The organism is Curtobacterium sp. AC272 (assembly GCF_979258155.1).
The window spans coordinates 2,590,980-2,611,423 of record NZ_OZ409838.1; the positions used below are offsets into that span (position 1 = coordinate 2,590,980).

Sequence of the window (20,444 nt, forward strand, 5' to 3'; positions counted from 1 at the left end):
GGTGTCCTGTCGCAGAAGGGGTGCGCGTGCGGTTCGGCCGTTACTGGAGCACCCCGGCGAGGTCTCCGTTCGCCAAGGCGTTCACGATCCACATGACGGCCACCAAGAGCGCGGGCAGCAGGACGTACCCGAAGTCGGACTTGACCGACGCCTCGGCGAACGATTCGGCGCGCGCTGACGCTCGACTGGACACCGTGCCGCCGACGATGCGGAGCATGTTCTGCCATTCGAGGATCTGCACGATCGCGAAGAGCACCGCGACGAGTGCGGCCAGGAAGACCACGGTGATCTGCAGACCGCTCAACCAGATTGCCGGCCCGTGCAGGGCTTGGGCGACCTCCGCGGGGTACTGGATCGACCAGGGCGAGTCGTTGCCCCTGACGCTCTCGGCGAGGGCCTGGAAGTCGCTCAGGCGATGGCTGCCCCACACGGTCCGGTGCAGTGCGAACGTGACGATCAGCACGCTCTCGGCCGCGAGGACGAGGACGACGATGATGATGCGGATCACCCGGCGGTCGCCGAGCACACCGAGTCTCGCTGATCGGGCCGACGCGACGACGAGCCCGACCGCGCCGCCAGCGGCTGCACCGATCAGCAGTCCGAACGCGAGGTTCGAGTACGAGACGAAGCCGAGGGCAGCGATCGCGGCGACAGCGGCTGCGACGATGAACGGCCACCAGTCGCCGGCTCCCGAACTCGGCTGGTCCTGCTGTGCGTGGACGGTCACGTTCTGCTGGATCGACATCCGCTGGTCGTAGATGTGCACGTCGTGTACATCTCGTCCGGCCTGGACGACCGTCCCGCTGTTGTTCGTGACCTGCTGGAACGGCGACCCCGATCCGCTCGCGGACTTGCCCTTCCCGCCGACGGCGAGGCTGAACACGGCGATGATCACGGCAGCGACCAGCGCGACGATCAGATCAGCCCCCTTGTCCGCGAGTGACACTGATCCGGTCGCAGCGACCACGCCGCCGATATTCCCCATGCTGGTATTTGTACCGGCGCCGGGAGGCGGTGTCAACCGGCCGTGACCGCGCGTCGTCAGGCGTCAGGGGTGGCGGACGCCCTCGCCGGCCAGCACGGCGCGGTAGCCCTCGCGGAACGTCGGGTACTGCGGCGCCCAGCCGGTCGACCGGAGCAGCGCGTTCGACAAGCGCTTGTCACCACCGGACTGCCGGGCACCGCCGTCACCGGTGACGGGCTCGGGAACGCCGAGCTCGTCGGCCAGGAACCGGAGCACGTCGTCGAGTCGGCTCGGTTCGTCGTCGGTGCCGAGGTACGTCGGCGCCGGGTCCTCCACGGTCGCCAGGTGCACGAGCGCCGCGGCGGCGTCGTCGCGGTGGATCCGGTTCGTGTGCGGCGAGGCACCCGGAGCCAACCGCGCAGAACCGGAGCGGACCTGGTCGATCAGGCGCTCGCGGCCCGGACCGTAGACACCGGACAGCCGCACGAGCACGGCGTCGGGAGCACGGTCGCGCAGTAGCGCCTCGGCCTCGACCAGGACCTCGGCGGTCGGGGTCGCACCGTGCGCCGGGGTGTCCTCGGTGACCTCGCTGCCGTCGTCGACGTCGTACACCGCGGTCGACGACACGACGAGCAGGCGTGGATCGGCGTCCGAGGCGTCGATGCCGTCGAGCACGTTCCGCAGGCCGTCGACGTAGGTGGCGCGGTACTCGTCGACGTCACGGCTGCCCGCGGCGAAGGCCACGACGACGACAGAGGTGTCGGCGGGGATCTCGGGGACCTCGTGGCGGAGGTCGGCGCTGCGGCCGGTGATCGGGGCCGGGACCAGTTCGGCGCGGCGTCGGAGGCCGATCACGTGGTGTCCCTGCTGCGCGAAGCGGAGGCCGGCTTCGGTCCCGAGGTCGCCGCAGCCGGCGATCACGACGGTGTCGTTGTTGTGCACCCGTCGACCTTGGCACGGACACCTGGTGGACGCTCCCGCACCCGGCCTGCTGCCGCTCAGAGCACCTTCCGCAGCAGCACGGAGTCGCCGTGCTCCTGGTCGCGCTCACGCTGCCCGGTGTCGACGAAGCCCAGCTTGCCGAGCACCCGGAGCGACGCGGTGTTCCAGTCGCGGACCGTGGACGCCAGGTGGCGGTACCCGTGCTCCCGTGCCGCATCGATGACCGCGCCGGATGCTTCCGTGGCGTACCCGTGGTTCCACGACGCCTGCAGGAACTCGTACGCCAGCTCGGGTTCGTCGGACGCACCGACGCCGTTCGCGACGAGGCCGCAGTAGCCGATGGCGGCACCGGTGTCCCGGCGCTCGACGACGAGCAGACCGGGCGCCGGCGTCTGGTCGTACCCGCGCGCCCACTCCTCGAGGTCGGACACGGTTGGGTGCCCGTCGGCCGAGAGTCGTCGATGAAGTGGCACGCGTGGATCCCGTTCGGCCCAGAGCCGACGGTGGAACGCGGCGTCGGTGCTCCGCCACGGCCGCAGGCGCAACCGTTCCGTCTCGAGTGCCGACATCTGATCGCCGCCGTCAGTCCGAGGTGCGAGCGGGTTCTTCGTCCTTCGCCTCGACGCCGTCGTGGCGCATCCGCACGACACTGGCCAGGGTCGACAGCGCCATCGCGGCGATGATCACGATCAAGGAGACCCACGTGTTGATCTCCGGCGCCCACTCGATGTGCTCGCCACCGTTCAGGAACGGCAGTTCGTTGTCGTGCAGTGCGTGCAGGACGAGCTTCACACCGATGAACGCGAGGATCACCGCGATCCCGTACTTCAGGTAGACGAGCCGCTCGAGCAGTCCACCGAGCAGGAAGTACAGCTGCCGCAGACCCATCAGGGCGAAGACGTTCGCGGTGAACACGATGAACGGGCTCTCGGTGATGCCGAAGATCGCGGGGATCGAGTCGAGTGCGAACAGCAGGTCGGTGGTGCCGATGGCGATCAGCACGATGAGCAACGGGGTGAAGTGCCGCACGCCGTCGTGGGTGGTCCGGAACTTCATGCCGTCGAACGTGTCGGTGAGGCGCACCCGACGGCGGAGCAGCCGGACGATGAAGCTGTCCTTCTGGTCGTCGGCATCGTCCTCGCCGCGGAGCTGCTGGATCGCCGTCCAGATCAGCCACGCGCCGAAGATGTAGAAGATCCACGAGAAGTTCTCGATGAGCTGGGCACCGACGAGGATGAAGATGCCGCGCAGCACGAGCGCGATGATGATGCCGAGCATCAGCACCTCTTGCTGGATCTTCTTCGGCACCGAGAACCGCGCCATGATGATGACGAAGACGAACAGGTTGTCGATGCTCAGGCTGTACTCGGTGAGCCAACCGGCCAGGAACTCACCCGCCGAGTCGCCGCCCGCGAACACGAGCATCAGGACCGCGAAGACCAGCGCGAGCCCCACGTAGACGCCCACCCACGTCGCCGACTCGCGCAGCGTCGGCACGTGCGGCCGGCGCGCGACGATGAGCAGGTCGGCGAGCAGGATCGCGACGATCGCGATCAGCGAGCCGACTTCGAACACGACGGGGAGTTCGGGCATCTGGTGCGTTCCTTGCTGGTGGTGGGCGGGCAGTCGAGCACGGCCGGGCTCGGTTGCTGTCCCCTCTAGTGTCGGGGACGTTCGCGCGCCGAGCGACCGCGTCCCGCGTTCAGCGACCGGGGCCGTCGACCGGTGGGTCCGGTGGGAACGGCCGTCGTGCGACCCAGATCTGTACTCCGACGAGCACACCGAGCATCCCGCCGAAGCACAGGAACACCCATCCGGCCGCCGGGTGGCCGCCGGCGATGAAGACCGAACCGATGACGAACCCCGTTGCGGCTCCGAGCCCGTGGAACACCAGCGAGACCACCGTCCAGCCTGGACTCGCGTTCATCGTCAGCTGTGCGTCCCGGACCCATCCGGCATCCCTGGTACGTCGGAGCACGACGACGATCGTGCCGATCGAGACGCCGACGGCCGCCAGCAGCATGACCAGTTCCACGTGCATCGACCTCCTTCGGCATCGTCGTCCCGTCGACGGTGAACGATCCAGACTGCCACCTCGTTGACCGGGTATGGGACTCCGCACACGCACCAAGGTCATCATCGGCATCTCCACCGGCGTCGTGGTCATCGCGGCCGCCGCTGTCATCGCCGGTCCGTCCATCTACGCGAACACCGTCAACGGACAGGCCGCCGCCGCACCCTCGCTGCAGGCGACGTCGTCCGCCAGCCTCGACGCGGCGGACGCCGACGGCACCTGGACCAGCACGAAGACCTCGTACGCCGGCTACCGGGTGCACGAGGTGCTGCAGGGGAATGATGTGAACGTGGTCGGACGCACGAAGGACGTCGAGGGCACCGCCGAGGTCGACGGCGGCTCCCTCGCGAAGGCGACGGTCACGGTCCAGGTCGCGAAGATCACCACCCCCGAGTCCGCACGCGACGCATACTTCCGGGACACCGCGCTGGAGACGGACGAGTTCCCGACGGCGACGTTCACGCTGACGAAGCCCGTCGACGTCTCGACGGCGCTCGACGGCAGCACGCAGGACGTCACCCTGACCGGCACGATGGACCTGCACGGCGTCACGAAGGCCGTCACCGCCGATGCGCAGGTGGCGGTCGGCACGGGTGGCACCGTCCAGGTCGCCGGCTCGGTGCCGATCACGTTCGCCGACTACGGCGTGAAGGCTCCCTCGCTCGGCTTCGTCACCGTGGACGGGAAGGGCTCCGTCGAGTTCTCCCTCGACCTGCAGAAGTGACCGTGTCGAGTCGTTCCGCCGACGAGCTGCTCGCGACGCTGTACCGCGAGCACGGTGACGCGCTCACCCGGTACGTCCGGCACCTGACGCGGGACGGCTCGGCGGTCGAGGACGTCGTGCAGGAGACCATGGTCCGTGCCTGGCAGCGACCGGCGGTGCTGGAACGCGCGCCGGACAGTGCACGCGCCTGGCTGTTCACCGTGGCGCGCAACCTCGTCGTCGACGACGCGCGATCGGCTCGGAACCGCCGGGAGTTCGGCACCGAGCACCCCGTGGACCGCGCCGAGTCGGACCGCACCGACGCCGTGCTCGACCGCATCGTCGTGGCCGACGCGCTCGCCTCGCTCTCCCCGGACCACCGCCGCGTGGTCGTGGACGCCTACTGGCTCGGCCACACGGTGCCGGAGATCGCACGACGACACGACATCCCCGAGGGCACCGCGAAGTCGCGGCTGCACTACGGGCTGCGAGCCCTGCGGCTCGCACTGCAGGAACGAGGAGTGACCCGATGAGCGACGACCGGTACGCAGAGTGGGACGCGGCGTACGTGCTCGGGTCCCTGAGCCCGGACGAACGGCTCGAGTACGAGCAGCACCTGGAGACCTGCGACCGTTGCACGGCCGCCGTCGCCGAGCTGGTCGGCCTGCCCGGTCTGCTCGCCAAGCTGCCGGCCGACCAGGCGATCGAGATCGCCGAACCGGACGGGAGGCCCGACACCGGTTCCGAGAGCACCCTCGCCTCCGTCGCGCACCGCGTTCGACACCGTCGCCGCCGACGCCGGGTCTGGGTCGCCGCCACCGCAGGGCTCGCGGTGGTCGCTGCCGTCCTGGGCGGACTCGCCGTCGGCACGGCGGGGGACCGTGGATCGGTGCAGGCCGGACGTGACGTCTCGGCATCGGCGACCGCGGACCGCTACGACATGACCGGCGCCCAGGGACTCGACGTGGACCTGGCCGTCAGCGGTGAACAGTGGGGCACCCGCTTCGACTGGGGTTGCTCGTACGGCGGCAAGGAGTGGGCAGCGGACGGCTCGGTCATGTACGACCTGGTCGTCGTGCGGTCCGACGGCACCGCGCAGATCGTCGGCTCGTGGACGGCCGCCGGCGAGGACGCGAAGGGACTGTCGGCGTCGACGGACATCCCGCGCGACGACATCGCGAGCGTGCAGGTGCGGCTCCGCGGCGAACAGGGTGCCCTCGCCGTCGTCGACCTCTGACCGCCCGTCCGCCCCCGCGCCCCGCTCGTCCCCGTCCCCGTCCCCGTCCCGAAGCCTCTGCTCCCGAGGTTCCGAGATCTCGGAACCTCGGCGCAGCACAGCGTCGTCCGTGGAACCTCGGCGGTCCCCGTGCGGCGAGTCGTGGAACCTCGGCGGACGTGCGGGGGCAGCTAGCCCGAGGCGGCCTCGTCCGACACGTCGGGGCCGATCGCGTCCTGGACGCGCGCGCTGACGGACCGGAGGGTGTCCGCGTCGGTCCCCACGGGCCTCCAGAACAGGTCTTCCAGCGCACCGGTGTGCGCGCGGATGCCGGCGAGCACCGCGCGGCGGCCATCGGGGGTCATCTCCACCCAGCTGCCGCGCCCATCGGTCGGGCAGTCGGCGCGTCCGACCAAGCCACGGGAGACCATTCGTGTGACCTGGTGACTGACGCGCGACTTCTCCCAACCGATGCCGGCGGCGATGTCGCGGACGCGCAGCCGGTGGTCCGGCTCACGCTGCAGCCCGATCAGGATCTCGAACTCGGGGATGGAGATGCCGGCGCCCGCCTGGACGGCCTGGTCGAGCGCTCGGTCGAGGCGTCGCCAGACGTCGTGGTAGGCGTCCCACGTCGCCCAGTCGTGGCCATCGTTGCCCTGCGTCGACATGCCGACCAGCGTATCCACCGTGGGGGCCGACCGACCCCGCCGCCGCGTCTTTCATCCGTCCGGATGACTCCTGGCCGACGTGCGGCGCGCTCCAAGGTGAGGTCGGAGGTGCGGCATACGATCGGAGCATGCCGAGCGCCCGCCTCCAGGACTGCACCGACGACGCCGTTGCGCTGGTCCGCAAGTGGCTGGCGGCGTCCGCCGGGGCGAAGCCGGACGCCGGTGCCGCCCGTCTCGCCGAGGCCCTGCGCGATGAGCGTGGGCTCGACTTCACGCGCAGCTTCGTCGACAAGGTCATCCGCCCCGAAGACCCCCGGGTCGCCGCCCGCAACCTCGAACAGGTCAGCCGCGACGTCCCCGACTTCCTCGCCTGGTACCTGCGCGGCGCGGTGACGCTCGGCGGTGGGTTCGCGACGATGGCGCCGTGGGCGGTCATCCCCACCGCTCGCCGGATCCTGCGCCGGATGACCGGCCACCTGGTGATCGACGCGAGCACGGCGAAGCTCGGTCCGGCGCTCGCCAAGGTCGGTGGGCCGGGTACCCGGCTCAACGTGAACCTGCTCGGCGAAGCCGTGCTCGGCAGCGCCGAGAGCGACCGTCGGCTGCAGGGGACGATGGACCTGCTCGCCCGCGACGACGTCGACTACGTGTCGATCAAGGTCAGCTCGGTCGTGCCGCAGATGTCGATGTGGGCGTTCGACCAGACGGTCGAGCGGGTCGTCGACCGGCTCGTGCCGTTGTACCGGCTCGCGGCCGCTCCGCTGGCGTCCGGTGGCCAGGCCAAGTTCATCAACCTCGACATGGAGGAGTACCGCGACCTCGACGTCACCCTCGCGGTGTTCCGGACCCTGCTCGACCGCGACGAGTTCGCGGGGCTGCAGGCCGGCATCGTGCTGCAGGCCTACCTGCCCGACGCCGCAGGGGCGCTCGAGTCGCTGACGACGTGGGCGCAGGAACGCCGTGCCCGGGGTGGCGCACCGATCAAGGTGCGGCTCGTCAAGGGCGCGAACCTGGCGATGGAGCACGTCGACGCGATCGTGCACGACTGGCCGCTCGCCACCTGGGGCAGCAAGCGCGAGACCGACACCGCCTACCTGCGGATGCTCGACGCCGCGTTGACCCCGGAGCGCACCGACGCCGTGCGCATCGGCGTCGCCGGGCACAACCTGTTCGACCTGGCGACCGCGTGGGTCCTCGCCCAGCGCCGCGGGGTGACCGACGCGGTCGACGTCGAGATGCTGCTCGGCATGGCATCGACGCACGCCGACGCCGTCCGAGCCGACGTCGGACAGATCCTGCTCTACACGCCCGTCGTGCAGCCGGACGAGTTCGACTCCGCGATCGCGTACCTCGCCCGCCGCCTGCAGGAGAGCTCGAGCCCCGAGAACTTCATCGCCGCAGCGTCCGACATCGACCACGACGCCAGCGTGTTCGACCGCGAACACGGCCGGTACCTGGCGTCGGTCGCGGCCCTCGACGAGCCGGTGCACGCGACGCACCGCACCCAGGACCGCCACCTGGCACTCGGCGACCCCGTCCTGCGCGACGCGTTCCGGAACGCCGCGGACACCGACCCCGCCGTCCCCGCCAACCGTTCGTGGGCGCTCGACGTCCTGCGCCGGGTACCGCGCTCGCAGCTCGGCGCGCAGACGATCCGCGGGGCGAAGGTGGCCGACCGCTCCAAGCTCGAACGGATCATGGCCCGCACCGCTCAGGCGGGCGTCAACTGGGGGCGGCAGGACCCCTCCGACCGTGCTGAGCTCCTCGACCTGATCGGGCACGAGCTCGAGACCCGCCGCGCCGACCTGATCGAGGTGATGGCGGCGGAGACCGGCAAGACGTTCTCCGAGGCCGACACCGAGGTCACCGAAGCCGTCGACGCCGCCCACTACTACGCCGAGCGCGCCCGCCGCCTCGGCGACGTCGAGGGTGCCCGCTACGTCCCGCCTCGCCTGACCGTCGTCGTGCCGCCGTGGAACTTCCCCGTCGCGATCCCCGCCGGTGGGGTGCTGGCGGCGCTCGCCGCGGGCAGCGGAGTCGTGCTCAAGCCGGCACCCGAGGCGAAGCGCAGTGGTGCGCTGCTGGCCGACGTGCTCTGGGACGCCGGCGTGCCGCACTCGTTGCTGCAGCTCGTCGACCTTGCCGAGGACGAACTCGGTCGAGACCTCGTCGGGCACCCCGCCGTGGACCGCATCATCCTGACCGGTTCGGCCGACACCGCGCGGTCGTTCCGGTGGTGGCGCGCCGGTCTGCCGCTCAGCGCCGAGACGAGCGGCAAGAACGCGATCGTCGTCACGCCGAGCGCCGACATCGACCTCGCGGTGCAGGACATCGTGCAGTCCGCCTTCGGCCACGCCGGCCAGAAGTGCTCGGCGGCGTCCCTGGTCGTCCTGGTCGGCATGGTCGGCGAGAGCGAACGCTTCCGTCGGCAGCTCGTCGACGCCACGCGCACGCTCCGGGTCGCCTGGCCCGACGACCCCACCGCCCAGGTCGGCCCGGTCATCGCCGAGCCCGAGGGCAAGCTGCGGCAAGGGCTCACCGAGCTCGGCCCGGGGGAGTCCTGGCTCGTGCAGCCGACGGCCCTCGACGACTCCGGGCGGCTGTGGTCACCCGGCATCCGTGACGGCGTCCGCCCGGGCAGCGACTTCCACCAGACCGAGTACTTCGGCCCGGTGCTCGGCATCATGCGCGCCGAGACGCTCGAGCAGGCGATCGCGATCCAGAACGGCACCGACTACGGCCTGACGGCGGGGATCCACTCGCTCGACGCCGACGAGGTGGCGGACTGGCTGGCGAGTGTGCGCGCCGGCAACCTGTACGTGAACCGCGGCATCACCGGTGCGGTCGTCGGTCGGCAGCCGTTCGGCGGCTGGAAGCGGTCGTCGGTGGGCACCGGCACGAAGGCGGGCGGACCGATGTACGTCGCGACGCTCGGCCGGTGGAGCCGGTCCCGCGCACGGTGCACAAGAGCATCCAGCTGCACGGTCTCCCGCCGCGCGTGACCTCGGTGATCGAGGCCGCACGCAGCGGCTTGTCGTTCGAGGAGTTCGACCAGGTGCGGGCCGGTGCGCTCAGCGACGTCCGTGCGCGCGAGGAGCTGTACGGCGGGTCGCACGACCTGTCGGGGCTCGTGGTGCAGCGGAACGTGCTGCGCCACCGACCGCAGTCCGTCATCGTGCGGCAGGCCGAGGACGCCTCGGCGGGTGACCTGGTCCGGGCGCTCGTCGCCGCCACGGCTGCCCGCGCCCACGTCCTGCTCAGCACCGCCCGCCCGTTGCCCGGTCCGCTCAGTCAGCTGCTGGCCTCGAGTCGGTCGCCGCTGGACGTCGTCGACCACTTTGTCGAGTCCGACCAGGATTTCCACGCCCGTGCGTCGTCCGGCGCCGTGTTCCAGGCGAACTGGACGAGCGATGAGGACGCCGAGCCCGCCGACGCCCTCGGGGACATGCTCGCGCAGGGACAGGACCGACCCGTGCACACGGCGTTCGGCGGCCCCGGGGCACGGATCCGGCTCATCGGTGGCGATGCCCTGGCGCTCGAGGAAGCCCTCGGAGCGAGCATCGACGTCGCGATCCACGACGCGCCGGTGGTCGAGGCCGGGTTGATCGAGATGCTCCCGTTCATCCGGGAACAGTCGGTCTCGATCACCGCTCACCGGTTCGGAGATGTCGACGCGGACTTCTCGGAGCTGCGCGTCTGACGGCCTGCCGCTTGGTGAGCAGAAATGGTCGGGTGCGCTGCGGCGGACCCGACCATTTCTGCTCACGAAGTGTGCGGCGTGGCGCCGGCTCGGTCAGTCCTCGGTGTCGCCTGCTTCTTCGTCCTCGACGCCGGTCTCGTCCATCCGGTCACGCAGGTGGTCGGCCATCGCTCCGGCGCCCTCGCCGTGGTGGTCGTGGTCGACCTGTTCGATCAGGCCGTGCAGCTTCTCGTGGTTCGTGGCCTCGTTGGCGCCGTCCATGACGGGCTCGGTCTGCTCGTTGTCGCTCATGGCTCGGACGCTACGCCGGGGTTGCTGCGGACCGGTAGTGCAGCTCGACGGCACCGCCGGTGAACGGCGTCGTCCCGACCAGCTCGAACACCGGGGTCGGCGCCGCGACCGGCAGCAGCGGCGCACCGGCACCGAGCGCCACCGGCATCACGGTGACGCGGAGCTCGTCGAGCAGCCCGGCCTGCTGGTACTGCGCCGCGAGCAGTCCGCCGCCGACGACCCAGACGTCGCGCTCGCCGGCGGCCCGTTCGAGGTCGGCCTGGTGGTCCGCGACCTCGCCCGACACGAAGTGGACGTCGGCGCCGTCCGGCACCGGCAGGTCACGCGTGGTGAACACCCACGTCGCCAGGTCCGGGTACGCCCAGGTGTCGTCGTGCTCGAGCAGCCACTCGTACGTGGTCGAGCCCATGACGATCGCGCCGATGCCAGCGAAGAACCGGTCGTGGTGCTCCTGGAACGGCTCGAAGCCGAACTGCAGCAGCCAGTCGAGGTCGTCGTCCGGTGCAGCGACGAAGCCGTCCAGCGAGGACGCGACGGAGTAGGTGGTACCCATGCCCCGGACGCTACCGAGCACCCCCGACAGACGTCAGCGCCGTCAGCGCCGGCCGCCGTCAGCGCCGGCCGCCGTCAGCGCCGCCCGCCGTCAGCGCCGGCCGCCCCGACCGACGACGGCGACCTCGGCGACGGTGAGCGCCGTGGCGATCCACACCTGCTGCAGGGCGAACCCGCGGCGTCGTGGGTCGAGGGCGAGCGGCACCATCGTCACGGCGTGCACCGCGTCGACGGCGGCGCTGAGCGTGTGCGCGTTCCCGGAGCCCGTGCGTGCGACGAGGGCTGCCTGCACGAGCTGCCGGACGCCGAGCACACCGTGCAGCACGGCCTGGTCGTGGCCACGAGCCGCTCGGCCGAGGTGCCACAGGCCGAGTCCAGCCCGACACCAGCTCGACGACGGCTGCACCCCGCACCGACGATCCGCGGCGGTTCATCGTCGTCGTCCGGCCACGAGTGCGACGGCCCCGGCCGCACCGAGTGCCGCTCCGATGATCCCGTTGCCCATCCGGCGGTGCTCCACCCACCAGGTCTGCGGCGACCAGGCGTGCGCGGACTCGTCGAACACACCGTGCGCGCCGTGGTCGCCTGGCACCGGCTCGTACAGGTTGTCCTGCAGCTCCTGCCCGTCCTTGTCCGGCGCCTGCTGCCCGGAGACGAGCGTCTTGGCGGCGTACCAGTCGGCGAAACGCCCGCTGATCCGGTTGCCGAGGATCGTGTAGACGGTCGACTCGCCAACCCAGGTGCGACGGCGCGGCCGTTCGGCCACGGCAGCGATCGCGCGGGCACCGACCTCGGGCTGGAAGATCGGGGCGACCGGCTGCGGGTGGTGCGGCAGCTTCGACTTCACCCAGCCGAACTGGATCGTGTTGAGGGCGGGCATGTCGACCCGCGACACCTTCACCTTGCTGCCCTGTTCGAGCAGCTCGGAGACGACGGACTCGGTGAACCCGACGATCGCGTGCTTCGCGCCGCAGTACGCGGCCTGCAGCGGGATGCCCCGGAAGCCGAGTGCTGAGCCGACCTGGACGACGTGCCCCTGGCCGCGGGGCACCATCCGGGAGAGCGCGGCGCGGGTCCCGTTGACGAAGCCGAGGTAGGTCACGTTCAGCGCCCGCTCGAAGTCCTCGGGCGCGGTGTCCAGGAACTTGCCGAACACCCCGACCATCACGCCGTTCACCCACAGGTCGATCGGCCCGAGTTCCTGCTCGACGCGGTCGGCCGCGGCCTCGACGGCCTCGCGGTCGGACACGTCGGCGACCAGGGCCAGCCCGCGACGCCCAGCGGCCTCGACCTCGGCGACCGCGGCGTCGACGCCGTCCCGTCCACGGGCGAGGACGGCGACGTCCCACCCCGCGCGGCGAGCTCCCGGACGGTCGCACGCCCCAGTCCTGCGGATCCACCGGTCACCACTGCCACTCGAGTCATGGCTCACTTGTACCTGCGGCCGACCGCGCACCACTCAGCCGGTGTCCCCCGGATCGGCGGCCACCGAACCACGATCACACCGACCGGCCATGATGGCCACGTGGAGACCCGAGACCCCGAGAGCGACGACCTCGCTGAGGAAGCCCCTCCCGGCTGGGTCCTGAACACCCCGAACCGGCTGCTCGAGGTCTGGCTCTACCCGGTGCTCGAGCTGCTCCTCGCCGCCGCGCACGTCGCCCTCGGCATCGCCTTCGGGGGCGTCTTCGCACTCGTCGTCGGCATCGCCGCTGCGGTCGTGTTCGGGACGGGTTCAGTCGCGCTGCTCGTGACGGGCTGGCGCGCGTACGACGAGCAGACGCGTGCGGCCTCGTGGCGCTGCCACGTCACCCGGGTGGTGGTGGCAGTGACGAGCGCGGCGGTCGTCGCGGTGGCGAGCCTGGTGGTCGGGACTCCATCCGGCCTGGTGTTCGGCGCGATCGCCGGGATCCCGATGACGTTCCGGTTCGCGCGCGTCGTCCCGCGCATCGACCACCTCGTCGTCGCGTGGGCCTCGGCGTCGGTGGCGGTGATCTGCACGACCCTCGCCGTGATCGGGTTCACCGCGCCTGGCCTCCCGGAGTACCGGACCGTCGCCTGGGTCGCCGGGTCCTTCTTCGGGTTGTTCGGTGCCGTCGTCGCCGTTCACCAGTTCCGGGCAGCCGCCCGCGCTCCGCGCGACGAGCCCGAGTCCGGCCTCACCGCCCCCGACCGAACCGCGTCGTGACCCCCGCCGAGTAGAGCACCGAGTCCGGCTCGAGCTCCGTCAACCCGAACGGCAGCCCGGCGGCCCCGATCAGGTCGTCCCGCAGCGACACCACCGAGGCCCGGTGCAACGGCCACGCGTCGTGCTCGTTCGGCCAGAACCGTGTCCGCCCGGCCCGGTGCACGTGCATGCCCCACCGCGCGGTCAGGAACGTCTCGAGCGGCCCTGGCTCGTCCAGTACCTCGCCCACGCGGACGTCGAGCATCGACCGCAGGTGCGTCCCGTGCCGTCGCATCGCGTACCCGACGCGGCCGTCGCCGCTCCGCGACTCGGCGTCCGCCCACCAGTACGGCAGCCCGGTGGCCACGCGTGCGCCGAGGGTCGGCAGCAGCTTGCCGGCGTCGAGCGACAGGAACACGACACCGTGCTGGCCCTGCTCGTCGACCGTGTAGACACGGACGTTCACCTCGACGAAGTCGCCGATCGAGCCGGTCCGCCCCAGCGCCCCGAGCGGCGGGAACCGGGTGTCCTCGAACCGGAACGCGATGAGGCCCACCCAGGTGGTCACCCCGTCGTCGGTCCCGTCGAGCGCCATCGTGTCGGGTCGCGTTCCGGCTGGCAGCAGCGTGGCCACCGCCGACACGTCGACGCGCCAGTGCACGAAGACGACGTCGAGCCAGTCCTGCGAGATCCAGGGACGGCCCGGCAGGCCGGGGCGGTTCCCGGGAGGCCCGGGGCGCTCTGGGTGGGTCGGGTGTCGGTCACGATGTGGTCGCCTCCGGTTCGATGTGGCCCGCGACGGGCGCGTCGTCCCACCCCTGCTGCGGGGTGTCGCAGGTGCCGCGGAACACGTACTGCGATGGCCGCTTCCGCTCGCTCGACGTCCAGTCGATCGCGGGGCGGCGCCGTTCGGGCGGCAGGTACCCGATCCGGTAGACGGCCATGAGCTCGAGCGACTCGGGCACCCGGAGCAGCCCTTCGATCTCCGCCCAGGCGCCCGGCGTCTCCATCGGGAAGGACACGAACTGGATCCCCAGCCCGAGCTCGGTCGTCGCGAGCCAGATGTTCTCCATCGCCGCGCCCATGCTGAACACCGAGTAGAAGCCGGACAGCTCCTGCTGCCGGTACTCGTGGCGGTCGAGCATCACCCCGAGCAGCAGCGGCGACCCGGCGACGAGCTTCCGGTTCTCCTCACCCAGGCTCTGCGGCACGCGGAGGGTGTTCATGAGCAGCTGTCCGCGCTTCGTGAACACCTGCTTCGTGAACGGCCGGAGCGGCCCGGGGAGCTTGTCGAACAGCATGCCGTCGCGCCGCTCGTCCATCTCGGCCTTCGAGAACCGGAAGTACGGCTTGTACCGCTCGAAGAACGTCCCCTCGGCCATGGTGCGGGTCATCGAGCTGCCGCTGATCGCGGCGACCCGGTCGATCGTGTCGCGCTCCTCGACCAGCACGAACCGCCACGGTTGGCTGTTCAGCTGGGACGGGGCCCGGCCGGCGAGCTCCATGAGCAGCCGTTGGTGCTCCTCGGACACCGGGTCGGGCAGGAACGCCCCGTTCGTGGTCCGGCGGCGTCGGATGGCCTCGAAGAGCTCCACTGCTTCCCCTCGTGTCTCGTCGTCACGGTCGACGCCGCACCAGCAGCGCCCCCAGGTAGGACGGCGCGGCGGCCACCGCGATCTTCCAGTGTGCTCCGGAGCGCGGGTTCGTGCGGGGCGCGAGCGCGAGCGGGACGACTGCGGGCAGCAGGAACAGCGCCGAACGGTCCCGGGTCCACAAGGGCGTCGTCGCGGCGGCCCCGGTGAGCGTCGCCGTCACGACGAACAGGCCGTGGTGCACGACGCGGAGCTTCTTCGTCCGGATCAACCGGACGGCGACGGCCGTGCCCCAGAGGCAGTTCGCGACGTAGGCGACGCTCGCAGCGGTGACCAGCTGCCGGGCCGGGCGCGATCCCGTGGGTGCCGAGCCGCGCCTCCAGACCGCCTTCCGTCCCATGCGTGGGACGTTACGCGGTGTCGCGACTGACCAGCTTGGAGAGCACGATCGCGGAGCGCGTGTGGTCCACCTGCGGTGCGAGGCGGACCTTGTCGAGCGCCTCCTCCAGCGCGGACAGGTCCTTCGAGCGCATGTGCACGACGGCGTCGGCGCTCCCCGTGACCGTGCCGGCGTCGATGACCTCGGGCACGGTGTCGAGCAGCGCACGGAGCTCGTCGGGGGAGACCGTGCCGCGGCAGTACAGCTCGACCCAGGCCTCGGTGCCGCGGTCCTCGACGGCGGGGTCGACCTTGATCGTGAAGCCCTGGATGACGCCGTCGCCGACGAGCCGGTCGACACGGCGCTTGACGGCCGATGCCGAGAGTCCGACCACCGACTCGATGTCGCCGTAGCCGGCGCGGGCGTTGTCCCGGAGTTGATCCAGGATGCGGTGGTCGAGCGAATCCATTGCACCCATCGTACGCGGACTTCTTGCGAGGTCGGCGGGTCGGACGCACGAAACGTGCGTCACCCGAACGGGTGTCACGGTCCGACGGATGGGGGACTGCACTCTTCGGACGGTTCATGCCAGACTTTCGAGTGGCGTCGACCTGGTCCGCTACGGCGAGTGAGCCTGCATCTCGCCGGAGCACCTCTCCTTCGTTCCGTTTCGGTTCCTGGCAGGCTCGGGCCCCGGTCCCTTCTCAGGAGGACTGATGTCGAACACCGCACCCTCGACCACCGATGCACCGGCCCGTACCGCCACCAAGCGGACGATCCTGATGTGCAAGCCGGACTTCTACACGGTGAGCTACCGGATCAACCCGTGGATGCACCCGGAGGAGCCGACCGACACGTCGAAGGCCGTCGCCCAGTGGCAGACGCTCGTCGACGTGTACGAGCAGCTCGGCTTCGACATCTCGTACATCGACCCCATCGACGGCCTGCCGGACATGGTCTACGCGGCCAACGGCGGGTTCGTGCTCGACGGCATCGCCTACGGCGCGAAGTTCCAGTACCCCGAGCGCCAGCCCGAGGGCCCGGCGTACATGGACTGGTTCCGTCAGGCCGGCCTGACCGTCGCCGAGCCGGAGCAGACCAACGAGGGCGAGGGTGACTTCCTGCTCATCGGCAACACGATCTTCGCCGGCACCGGCTTCCGGTCGGACAGCACCTCGCACGACGAACTCGCGACGATCTACGGCCGCGAGGTCGTCACCCTGAAGCTCATCAACCCGAGCTTCTACCACCTCGACACCGCCATCGCCGTGCTCGACCCGGAACCCGACGCTTCCGGCCGGTCGAACATCGCGTACCTCGAGAGCGCCTTCGACGAGCCGTCGCTGGCGATCCTGCGCGAGCGCTTCCCCGACGCGATCATCGCGACCGAGGAAGACGCCGCGATCCTCGGCCTGAACTCCTACTCCGACGGGTACAACGTCGTGATCGCCGCGCGAGCTGTTCGGTTCGCCGAACAGCTCAGGGAGAAGGGGTACAACCCGATCGGCGTCGACCTGTCCGAGCTGCTGCTCGGCGGTGGCGGCGTGAAGTGCTGCACGCTCGACCTGCACCCGGTCGGCACCGGCACCTCGGTCGCGCGTTCGCTCGGGGTCAGCTGATGTCGGCGGCAGCGTCGCTCGGGGTCAACACCGCGGCGGCGCTCGCCGTCGAGGACCGCGCCCTCGCGCACAACTACAGCCCGCTGCCCGTCGTCATCGCGTCGGGTGCCGGAGCGACCGTCACCGACGTCGACGGCAAGCAGTACCTGGACGGGCTCGCCGCGTACTCCGCGGTGAACTTCGGCCACGGCAACCCGCGGCTGCTCGACGCCGCCCGGGCGCAGCTCGACCGGGTGACGCTCACGAGTCGTGCGTTCGTGAACGACCAGCTCGGGCCGTTCGCCACGGCACTGGCGGCGTTGACGGAGACCGAGATGGTCCTGCCGATGAACACCGGTGCCGAGGCCGTCGAGTCCGCGATCAAGGTGTCCCGCGCCTGGGGCTACCGCGTCAAGGGGGTCCCCGCGGACCGCGCGACGATCATCGTGGCGTCCGGGAACTTCCACGGTCGCACCACCACGATCATCTCGTTCTCCGACGACCCCGACGCGCGCAACGACTTCGGGCCGTACACCCCGGGCTTCCGCACCGTGCCGTACGGCGACGCCGCTGCCCTGCGCGCGGCGATGGACGACACCGTCGTCGCCGTGCTGCTCGAACCCATCCAGGGCGAGGGCGGCGTGGTCATCCTGCCGCCGTCGTACCTCCCGGAAGTCCGGGAGGTCTGCGACGAGTTCGGTGCGCTGTTCATCGCCGACGAGATCCAGTCCGGACTCGGCCGCACGGGCCACACCCTCGCCGTGCAGCGCGTCGGGGTCCGTCCCGACCTCATCACGCTCGGCAAGGCACTCGGCGGCGGCATCGTGCCGGTGTCCGCGGTCGTCGGCTCGCGCGCTGTCCTCGGCGTGCTGCGTCCCGGTGAGCACGGTTCGACCTTCGGTGGCAACCCGCTCGCCGCGGCCGTCGGCGCCGAGGTCGTGGCGATGCTCGGCGAGGGCACGTTCCAGCAGCGCGCCCTCGACGGCGAACCGTTGCTGCGCGGACTGCTCGACGACCTGCTCGGCAAGGGGGTCGTGTCGCACCGCGTCGCCGGACTCTGGGCAGGGATCGACATCGACCCGGCGCTCGGCACCGGCAAGGAGATCTCGAAGGACCTGGCCGAACGCGGGCTGCTCGTGAAGGACACCCACGGTTCGACGATCCGCTTCGCCCCGCCGCTCGTGGTCACCGACGACGAACTGCGCACGGCGATGGGGACGCTCGCGTCGGTCCTGTCCGCGCGCGCCTGAGCCGCGCGCGCTTCGTGAGCAGAAATGGTCGGGTCGCCACATGGCACCCGACCATTTCTGCTCACCAAGTGCGGCTCACACCGCCCAGCGCGCCGCCAGCTCGTCCATCAGCGCGTCGAGGCGCTCGTCGACGACCTGCGCCTCGGGGTTGGCCTCGAACCACGCGATGACCTCGCGCACACCCTGCCGGTACGGCGTCCGGGGTCGGTACCACGGCACGAGCGACCGGACCTTGCTGTTGTCGAACACCGAGCTGTTGGCCTTGTCGCCGAGCAGCGCCGCACCCCACTCCGGGTCCACGGCGTTGATGGCGTCCGCCGGCACGTGCACGATCTGCAGGTCGGACACCCCCGCCGCCGCCGCGATCTCGTGCGCGATGGCGTTCCACGTCGGCGCCTCGTCGCTCGTGATCGTGAAGGCCTCACCGATCGCCGACGCGTTGTCGAGCAGCCCGGTGAACCCGACCGCGAAGTCACGACTGTGCGTCAGCGTCCACAGCGACGTGCCGTCACCGGTGATGATGATCGGCTTCCCAGCACGCATCCGCGCCACCGCGGTCCAGCCGCCGGTGAGCGGCAGCTTCGTCTCGTCGTAGGTGTGCGACGGCCGCACGATCGTCACCGGGAAGTCCTGCTCCCGGTACGCCTCCATCAGCAGTTCCTCGCACGCGATCTTGTCGCGCGAGTACTGCCAGTAGGGGTTCTTCAGCGGCGTGGACTCCGTGATCGGCAGGTGCGTCGCCGGCGTCTGGTACGCCGAGGCCGAGCTGATGAAGACGTACTGCCGCGTCCGTCCGGCGAAGAAGTCGATGTCGGCCTGCACCTGGTCCGGCGTGAAGGCGATCCAGTTCACGACCACGTCGAAGTGGCGGTCGCCGAGTGCGTCCGCCAGGGCGCTGCGGTCCGACACGTCGGCCTGGAGGCGCGTCACACCCTCCGGGATCGGCCTGCCCCCGGTGGTCCCTCGGTTCAGGACCGTGACGTCGTTGCCCTGTTCGGTCGCCTCCCGCACACAGGAGGCGCTGATCACGCCGCTCCCGCCGATGAACAACACGCTCGCTCCGGTCATGGATGCTCCCTCGCTCTCCGCGGCGCAGCCCTGCGCCGTCGTCCCATGTGATCCTGCACCGTCCCGGCCGACTACCGTCACGGGTCGGGTCGCACCGACGCGCCCCACGACAGGAGTGACACGCACATGGAGTACCGCTACCTCGGCAACTCGGGCCTCAAGGTCTCCGAGATCACCTACGGCAACTGGCTCACCCACGCATCCCAGGTCGAGAACGACGCGGCCGTCGCCTGCGTCAAGGCCGCCCTCGAGGTGGGCATCTCGACGTTCGACACCGCCGACGTCTACGCCAACACCGGCGCGGAGACCGTCCTCGGCGAAGCCCTCAAGGGGGAGCGGCGCCAGTCGCTCGAGATCGCCACGAAGGTGTTCGGGCCGACCGGGCCGAAGGGGCACAACGACACCGGGCTGTCCCGCAAGCACATCCTCGAGTCGATCGACGGCTCGCTCGGCCGCCTACAGACCGACTACGTCGACCTGTACCAGGCACACCGCTTCGACCACGAGACTCCGCTCGAGGAGACGATGCAGGCGTTCGCCGACATCGTGCGCCAGGGCAAGGTCCTGTACGTCGGCGTGAGCCGAGTGGACCGCGGAGCAGCTCCGGGCCGGCGCCGCGCTGGCCAAGGACCTCGGGTTCCAACTCATCTCGAACCAGCCGCAGTACTCGGCGCTGTGGCGGGTCATCGAAGAAGAGGTGGTGCCGACCTCGAAGGAGCTCGGCATCTCGCAGATCGTCTGGTCCCCGATCGCCCAGGGTGTCCTGACCGGCAAGTACAAGCCGGGTCAGCCGCTGCCCGAGGGTTCACGCGCCACCGACGACAAGGGTGGCGCGGACATGATCAAGCTGATTCATGCGCGACGAGGTGCTGTCCTCGGTGCAGGAGCTCGAGCCGATCGCGAAGGAGCTCGACCTGTCGATGGCGCAGCTCGCCGTCGCCTGGGTGCTGCAGAACGAGAACGTCGCGAGCGCCATCATCGGAGCATCGCGTCCGGAGCAGGTGCACGACAACGCCGGCGCTGCCGGTGTCACGATCCCCGCGGAGCTGCTCAGCCGGATCGACGATGCCCTCGGTGCCGTGGTCGAGCGTGACCCGGCGAAGACGAACGACAGCAGCCCGAAGACCCGCGAGGCCTAGCGCCGACCCAGGCCAGACGGCTCAGACAACGGAAACGGCCCCCTGCCGAAGCAGGGGCCTTCACCGGTGGCTGGACACGGCATCGATCCGTGGACCTTTCGATTTTCAGCTCGAACGCTCTACCAACTGAGCTATCCAGCC

The 20,444-nt window shown here is 70.6% G+C and carries 23 protein-coding genes, 1 tRNA gene and 1 pseudogene; 9 read left to right on the forward strand and 16 right to left on the reverse strand.

Features of this window, described 5'->3' with window-relative positions:
- Positions 1–40 precede the first annotated feature (40 nt).
- From ACZZ0J_RS13275 to ACZZ0J_RS13295, 5 genes are all read right to left on the reverse strand, one after another.
- Positions 41–985 (reverse strand): hypothetical protein, encoded by a 945-nt coding sequence (locus tag ACZZ0J_RS13275; RefSeq protein ID WP_463437312.1) that lies wholly within the window; start codon positions 983–985, stop codon positions 41–43.
- Between the two features lie 63 nt (positions 986–1,048).
- Positions 1,049–1,906: an NAD-dependent epimerase/dehydratase family protein gene (locus ACZZ0J_RS13280; protein ID WP_131921990.1), complete on the reverse strand. Its 858-nt coding sequence runs from the start codon at positions 1,904–1,906 to the stop codon at positions 1,049–1,051.
- A gap of 56 nt (positions 1,907–1,962) precedes the next feature.
- Entirely contained in the window at positions 1,963–2,475 is a 513-nt protein-coding gene (locus ACZZ0J_RS13285) for a GNAT family N-acetyltransferase (RefSeq protein WP_463437313.1), read from the reverse strand.
- A 13-nt stretch (positions 2,476–2,488) separates the two neighbouring features.
- Positions 2,489–3,499 (reverse strand): TerC family protein, encoded by a 1,011-nt coding sequence (locus ACZZ0J_RS13290; RefSeq protein ID WP_123294520.1) that lies wholly within the window; start codon positions 3,497–3,499, stop codon positions 2,489–2,491.
- A gap of 109 nt (positions 3,500–3,608) precedes the next feature.
- Positions 3,609–3,947 (reverse strand): hypothetical protein, encoded by a 339-nt coding sequence (locus ACZZ0J_RS13295; RefSeq protein ID WP_159573718.1) that lies wholly within the window; start codon positions 3,945–3,947, stop codon positions 3,609–3,611.
- Positions 3,948–4,014: 67 nt separating this feature from the next.
- Here ACZZ0J_RS13295 and ACZZ0J_RS13300 point away from each other — a divergent pair, with 67 nt between their 5' ends.
- From ACZZ0J_RS13300 to ACZZ0J_RS13310, 3 genes are read left to right on the forward strand one after another with little or no spacing between them, the layout of a single operon-like run.
- Positions 4,015–4,704: a YceI family protein gene (locus tag ACZZ0J_RS13300; protein WP_463437315.1), complete on the forward strand. Its 690-nt coding sequence runs from the start codon at positions 4,015–4,017 to the stop codon at positions 4,702–4,704.
- Positions 4,701–5,216 (forward strand): sigma-70 family RNA polymerase sigma factor, encoded by a 516-nt coding sequence (locus ACZZ0J_RS13305; RefSeq protein ID WP_123294523.1) that lies wholly within the window; start codon positions 4,701–4,703, stop codon positions 5,214–5,216. Before ACZZ0J_RS13300 ends, ACZZ0J_RS13305 begins: the two co-directional genes overlap by 4 nt.
- On the forward strand, positions 5,213–5,920 hold the full coding sequence (locus ACZZ0J_RS13310; protein WP_123937209.1) for an anti-sigma factor: 708 nt from the start codon (positions 5,213–5,215) through the stop codon (positions 5,918–5,920). Before ACZZ0J_RS13305 ends, ACZZ0J_RS13310 begins: the two co-directional genes overlap by 4 nt.
- A gap of 170 nt (positions 5,921–6,090) precedes the next feature.
- Here the strand turns inward: ACZZ0J_RS13310 and ACZZ0J_RS13315 are convergent, their stop codons facing one another.
- Positions 6,091–6,567, reverse strand: coding sequence for a MarR family winged helix-turn-helix transcriptional regulator (locus tag ACZZ0J_RS13315; RefSeq protein WP_123339216.1), 477 nt, complete (start codon positions 6,565–6,567; stop codon positions 6,091–6,093).
- Positions 6,568–6,695: 128 nt separating this feature from the next.
- Here ACZZ0J_RS13315 and ACZZ0J_RS13320 point away from each other — a divergent pair, with 128 nt between their 5' ends.
- Positions 6,696–9,569 carry a proline dehydrogenase family protein gene (locus ACZZ0J_RS13320; RefSeq protein ID WP_463437318.1) on the forward strand — a complete coding sequence of 958 codons (2,874 nt, stop codon included), beginning with the start codon at positions 6,696–6,698 and terminating at the stop codon, positions 9,567–9,569.
- Positions 9,506–10,267: a hypothetical protein gene (locus ACZZ0J_RS13325; protein ID WP_463437319.1), complete on the forward strand. Its 762-nt coding sequence runs from the start codon at positions 9,506–9,508 to the stop codon at positions 10,265–10,267. Before ACZZ0J_RS13320 ends, ACZZ0J_RS13325 begins: the two co-directional genes overlap by 64 nt.
- Positions 10,268–10,360: 93 nt before the next feature.
- On the opposite strand, the gene ACZZ0J_RS13330 is transcribed toward ACZZ0J_RS13325, so the two are convergent.
- From ACZZ0J_RS13330 to ACZZ0J_RS13345, 4 genes are all read right to left on the reverse strand, one after another.
- Entirely contained in the window at positions 10,361–10,558 is a 198-nt protein-coding gene (locus tag ACZZ0J_RS13330) for a hypothetical protein (protein WP_123339214.1), read from the reverse strand.
- Between the two features lie 10 nt (positions 10,559–10,568).
- Complete coding sequence (locus ACZZ0J_RS13335) at positions 10,569–11,111, reverse strand: dihydrofolate reductase family protein (protein ID WP_123294528.1); 543 nt, start codon at positions 11,109–11,111, stop codon at positions 10,569–10,571.
- 90 nt (positions 11,112–11,201) lie between these two features.
- A complete protein-coding gene (locus ACZZ0J_RS13340; protein WP_463437321.1) occupies positions 11,202–11,516 on the reverse strand; it encodes a hypothetical protein in 315 nt (104 codons plus the stop codon).
- A 24-nt stretch (positions 11,517–11,540) separates the two neighbouring features.
- Positions 11,541–12,542, reverse strand: a complete 1,002-nt coding sequence (locus tag ACZZ0J_RS13345; protein WP_463437323.1) for an SDR family oxidoreductase — start codon at positions 12,540–12,542, stop codon at positions 11,541–11,543.
- 93 nt (positions 12,543–12,635) lie between these two features.
- On the opposite strand from ACZZ0J_RS13345, the gene ACZZ0J_RS13350 reads away from it, so the two are divergent.
- Positions 12,636–13,298 carry a hypothetical protein gene (locus ACZZ0J_RS13350; RefSeq protein WP_463437325.1) on the forward strand — a complete coding sequence of 221 codons (663 nt, stop codon included), beginning with the start codon at positions 12,636–12,638 and terminating at the stop codon, positions 13,296–13,298.
- Here ACZZ0J_RS13350 and ACZZ0J_RS13355 read toward each other — a convergent pair.
- The 4 genes from ACZZ0J_RS13355 to ACZZ0J_RS13370 are packed head-to-tail and all read right to left on the reverse strand — an operon-like array spanning position 13,270 to position 15,717.
- Positions 13,270–13,986: a YqjF family protein gene (locus tag ACZZ0J_RS13355; RefSeq protein ID WP_463438185.1), complete on the reverse strand. Its 717-nt coding sequence runs from the start codon at positions 13,984–13,986 to the stop codon at positions 13,270–13,272. The genes ACZZ0J_RS13350 and ACZZ0J_RS13355 overlap by 29 nt on opposite strands.
- 52 nt (positions 13,987–14,038) lie before the next feature.
- On the reverse strand, positions 14,039–14,872 hold the full coding sequence (locus tag ACZZ0J_RS13360) for a nitroreductase family protein (protein ID WP_463437327.1): 834 nt from the start codon (positions 14,870–14,872) through the stop codon (positions 14,039–14,041).
- 22 nt (positions 14,873–14,894) lie between these two features.
- Entirely contained in the window at positions 14,895–15,269 is a 375-nt protein-coding gene (locus ACZZ0J_RS13365; protein WP_194647144.1) for a hypothetical protein, read from the reverse strand.
- Between the two features lie 10 nt (positions 15,270–15,279).
- Positions 15,280–15,717 carry an Lrp/AsnC family transcriptional regulator gene (locus ACZZ0J_RS13370; protein WP_463437329.1) on the reverse strand — a complete coding sequence of 146 codons (438 nt, stop codon included), beginning with the start codon at positions 15,715–15,717 and terminating at the stop codon, positions 15,280–15,282.
- 247 nt (positions 15,718–15,964) lie between these two features.
- On the opposite strand from ACZZ0J_RS13370, the gene ddaH reads away from it, so the two are divergent.
- Positions 15,965–16,867: a dimethylargininase gene (ddaH, locus tag ACZZ0J_RS13375; RefSeq protein ID WP_123339207.1), complete on the forward strand. Its 903-nt coding sequence runs from the start codon at positions 15,965–15,967 to the stop codon at positions 16,865–16,867.
- The gene (gene rocD, locus ACZZ0J_RS13380; protein ID WP_463437332.1) at positions 16,867–18,096 is read left to right on the forward strand and encodes an ornithine--oxo-acid transaminase; all 1,230 of its coding nucleotides are present in this window, start codon (positions 16,867–16,869) and stop codon (positions 18,094–18,096) included. Before ddaH ends, rocD begins: the two co-directional genes overlap by 1 nt.
- Positions 18,097–18,171: 75 nt before the next feature.
- On the opposite strand, the gene ACZZ0J_RS13385 is transcribed toward rocD, so the two are convergent.
- On the reverse strand, positions 18,172–19,164 hold the full coding sequence (locus ACZZ0J_RS13385) for an SDR family oxidoreductase (protein ID WP_463437334.1): 993 nt from the start codon (positions 19,162–19,164) through the stop codon (positions 18,172–18,174).
- Positions 19,165–19,290: 126 nt separating this feature from the next.
- Here ACZZ0J_RS13385 and ACZZ0J_RS13390 point away from each other — a divergent pair.
- Positions 19,291–20,303: pseudogene (locus tag ACZZ0J_RS13390) on the forward strand (aldo/keto reductase family protein).
- Between the two features lie 67 nt (positions 20,304–20,370).
- On the opposite strand, the gene ACZZ0J_RS13395 reads toward ACZZ0J_RS13390, so the two are convergent.
- A tRNA-Phe gene (locus ACZZ0J_RS13395) sits at positions 20,371–20,444 on the reverse strand.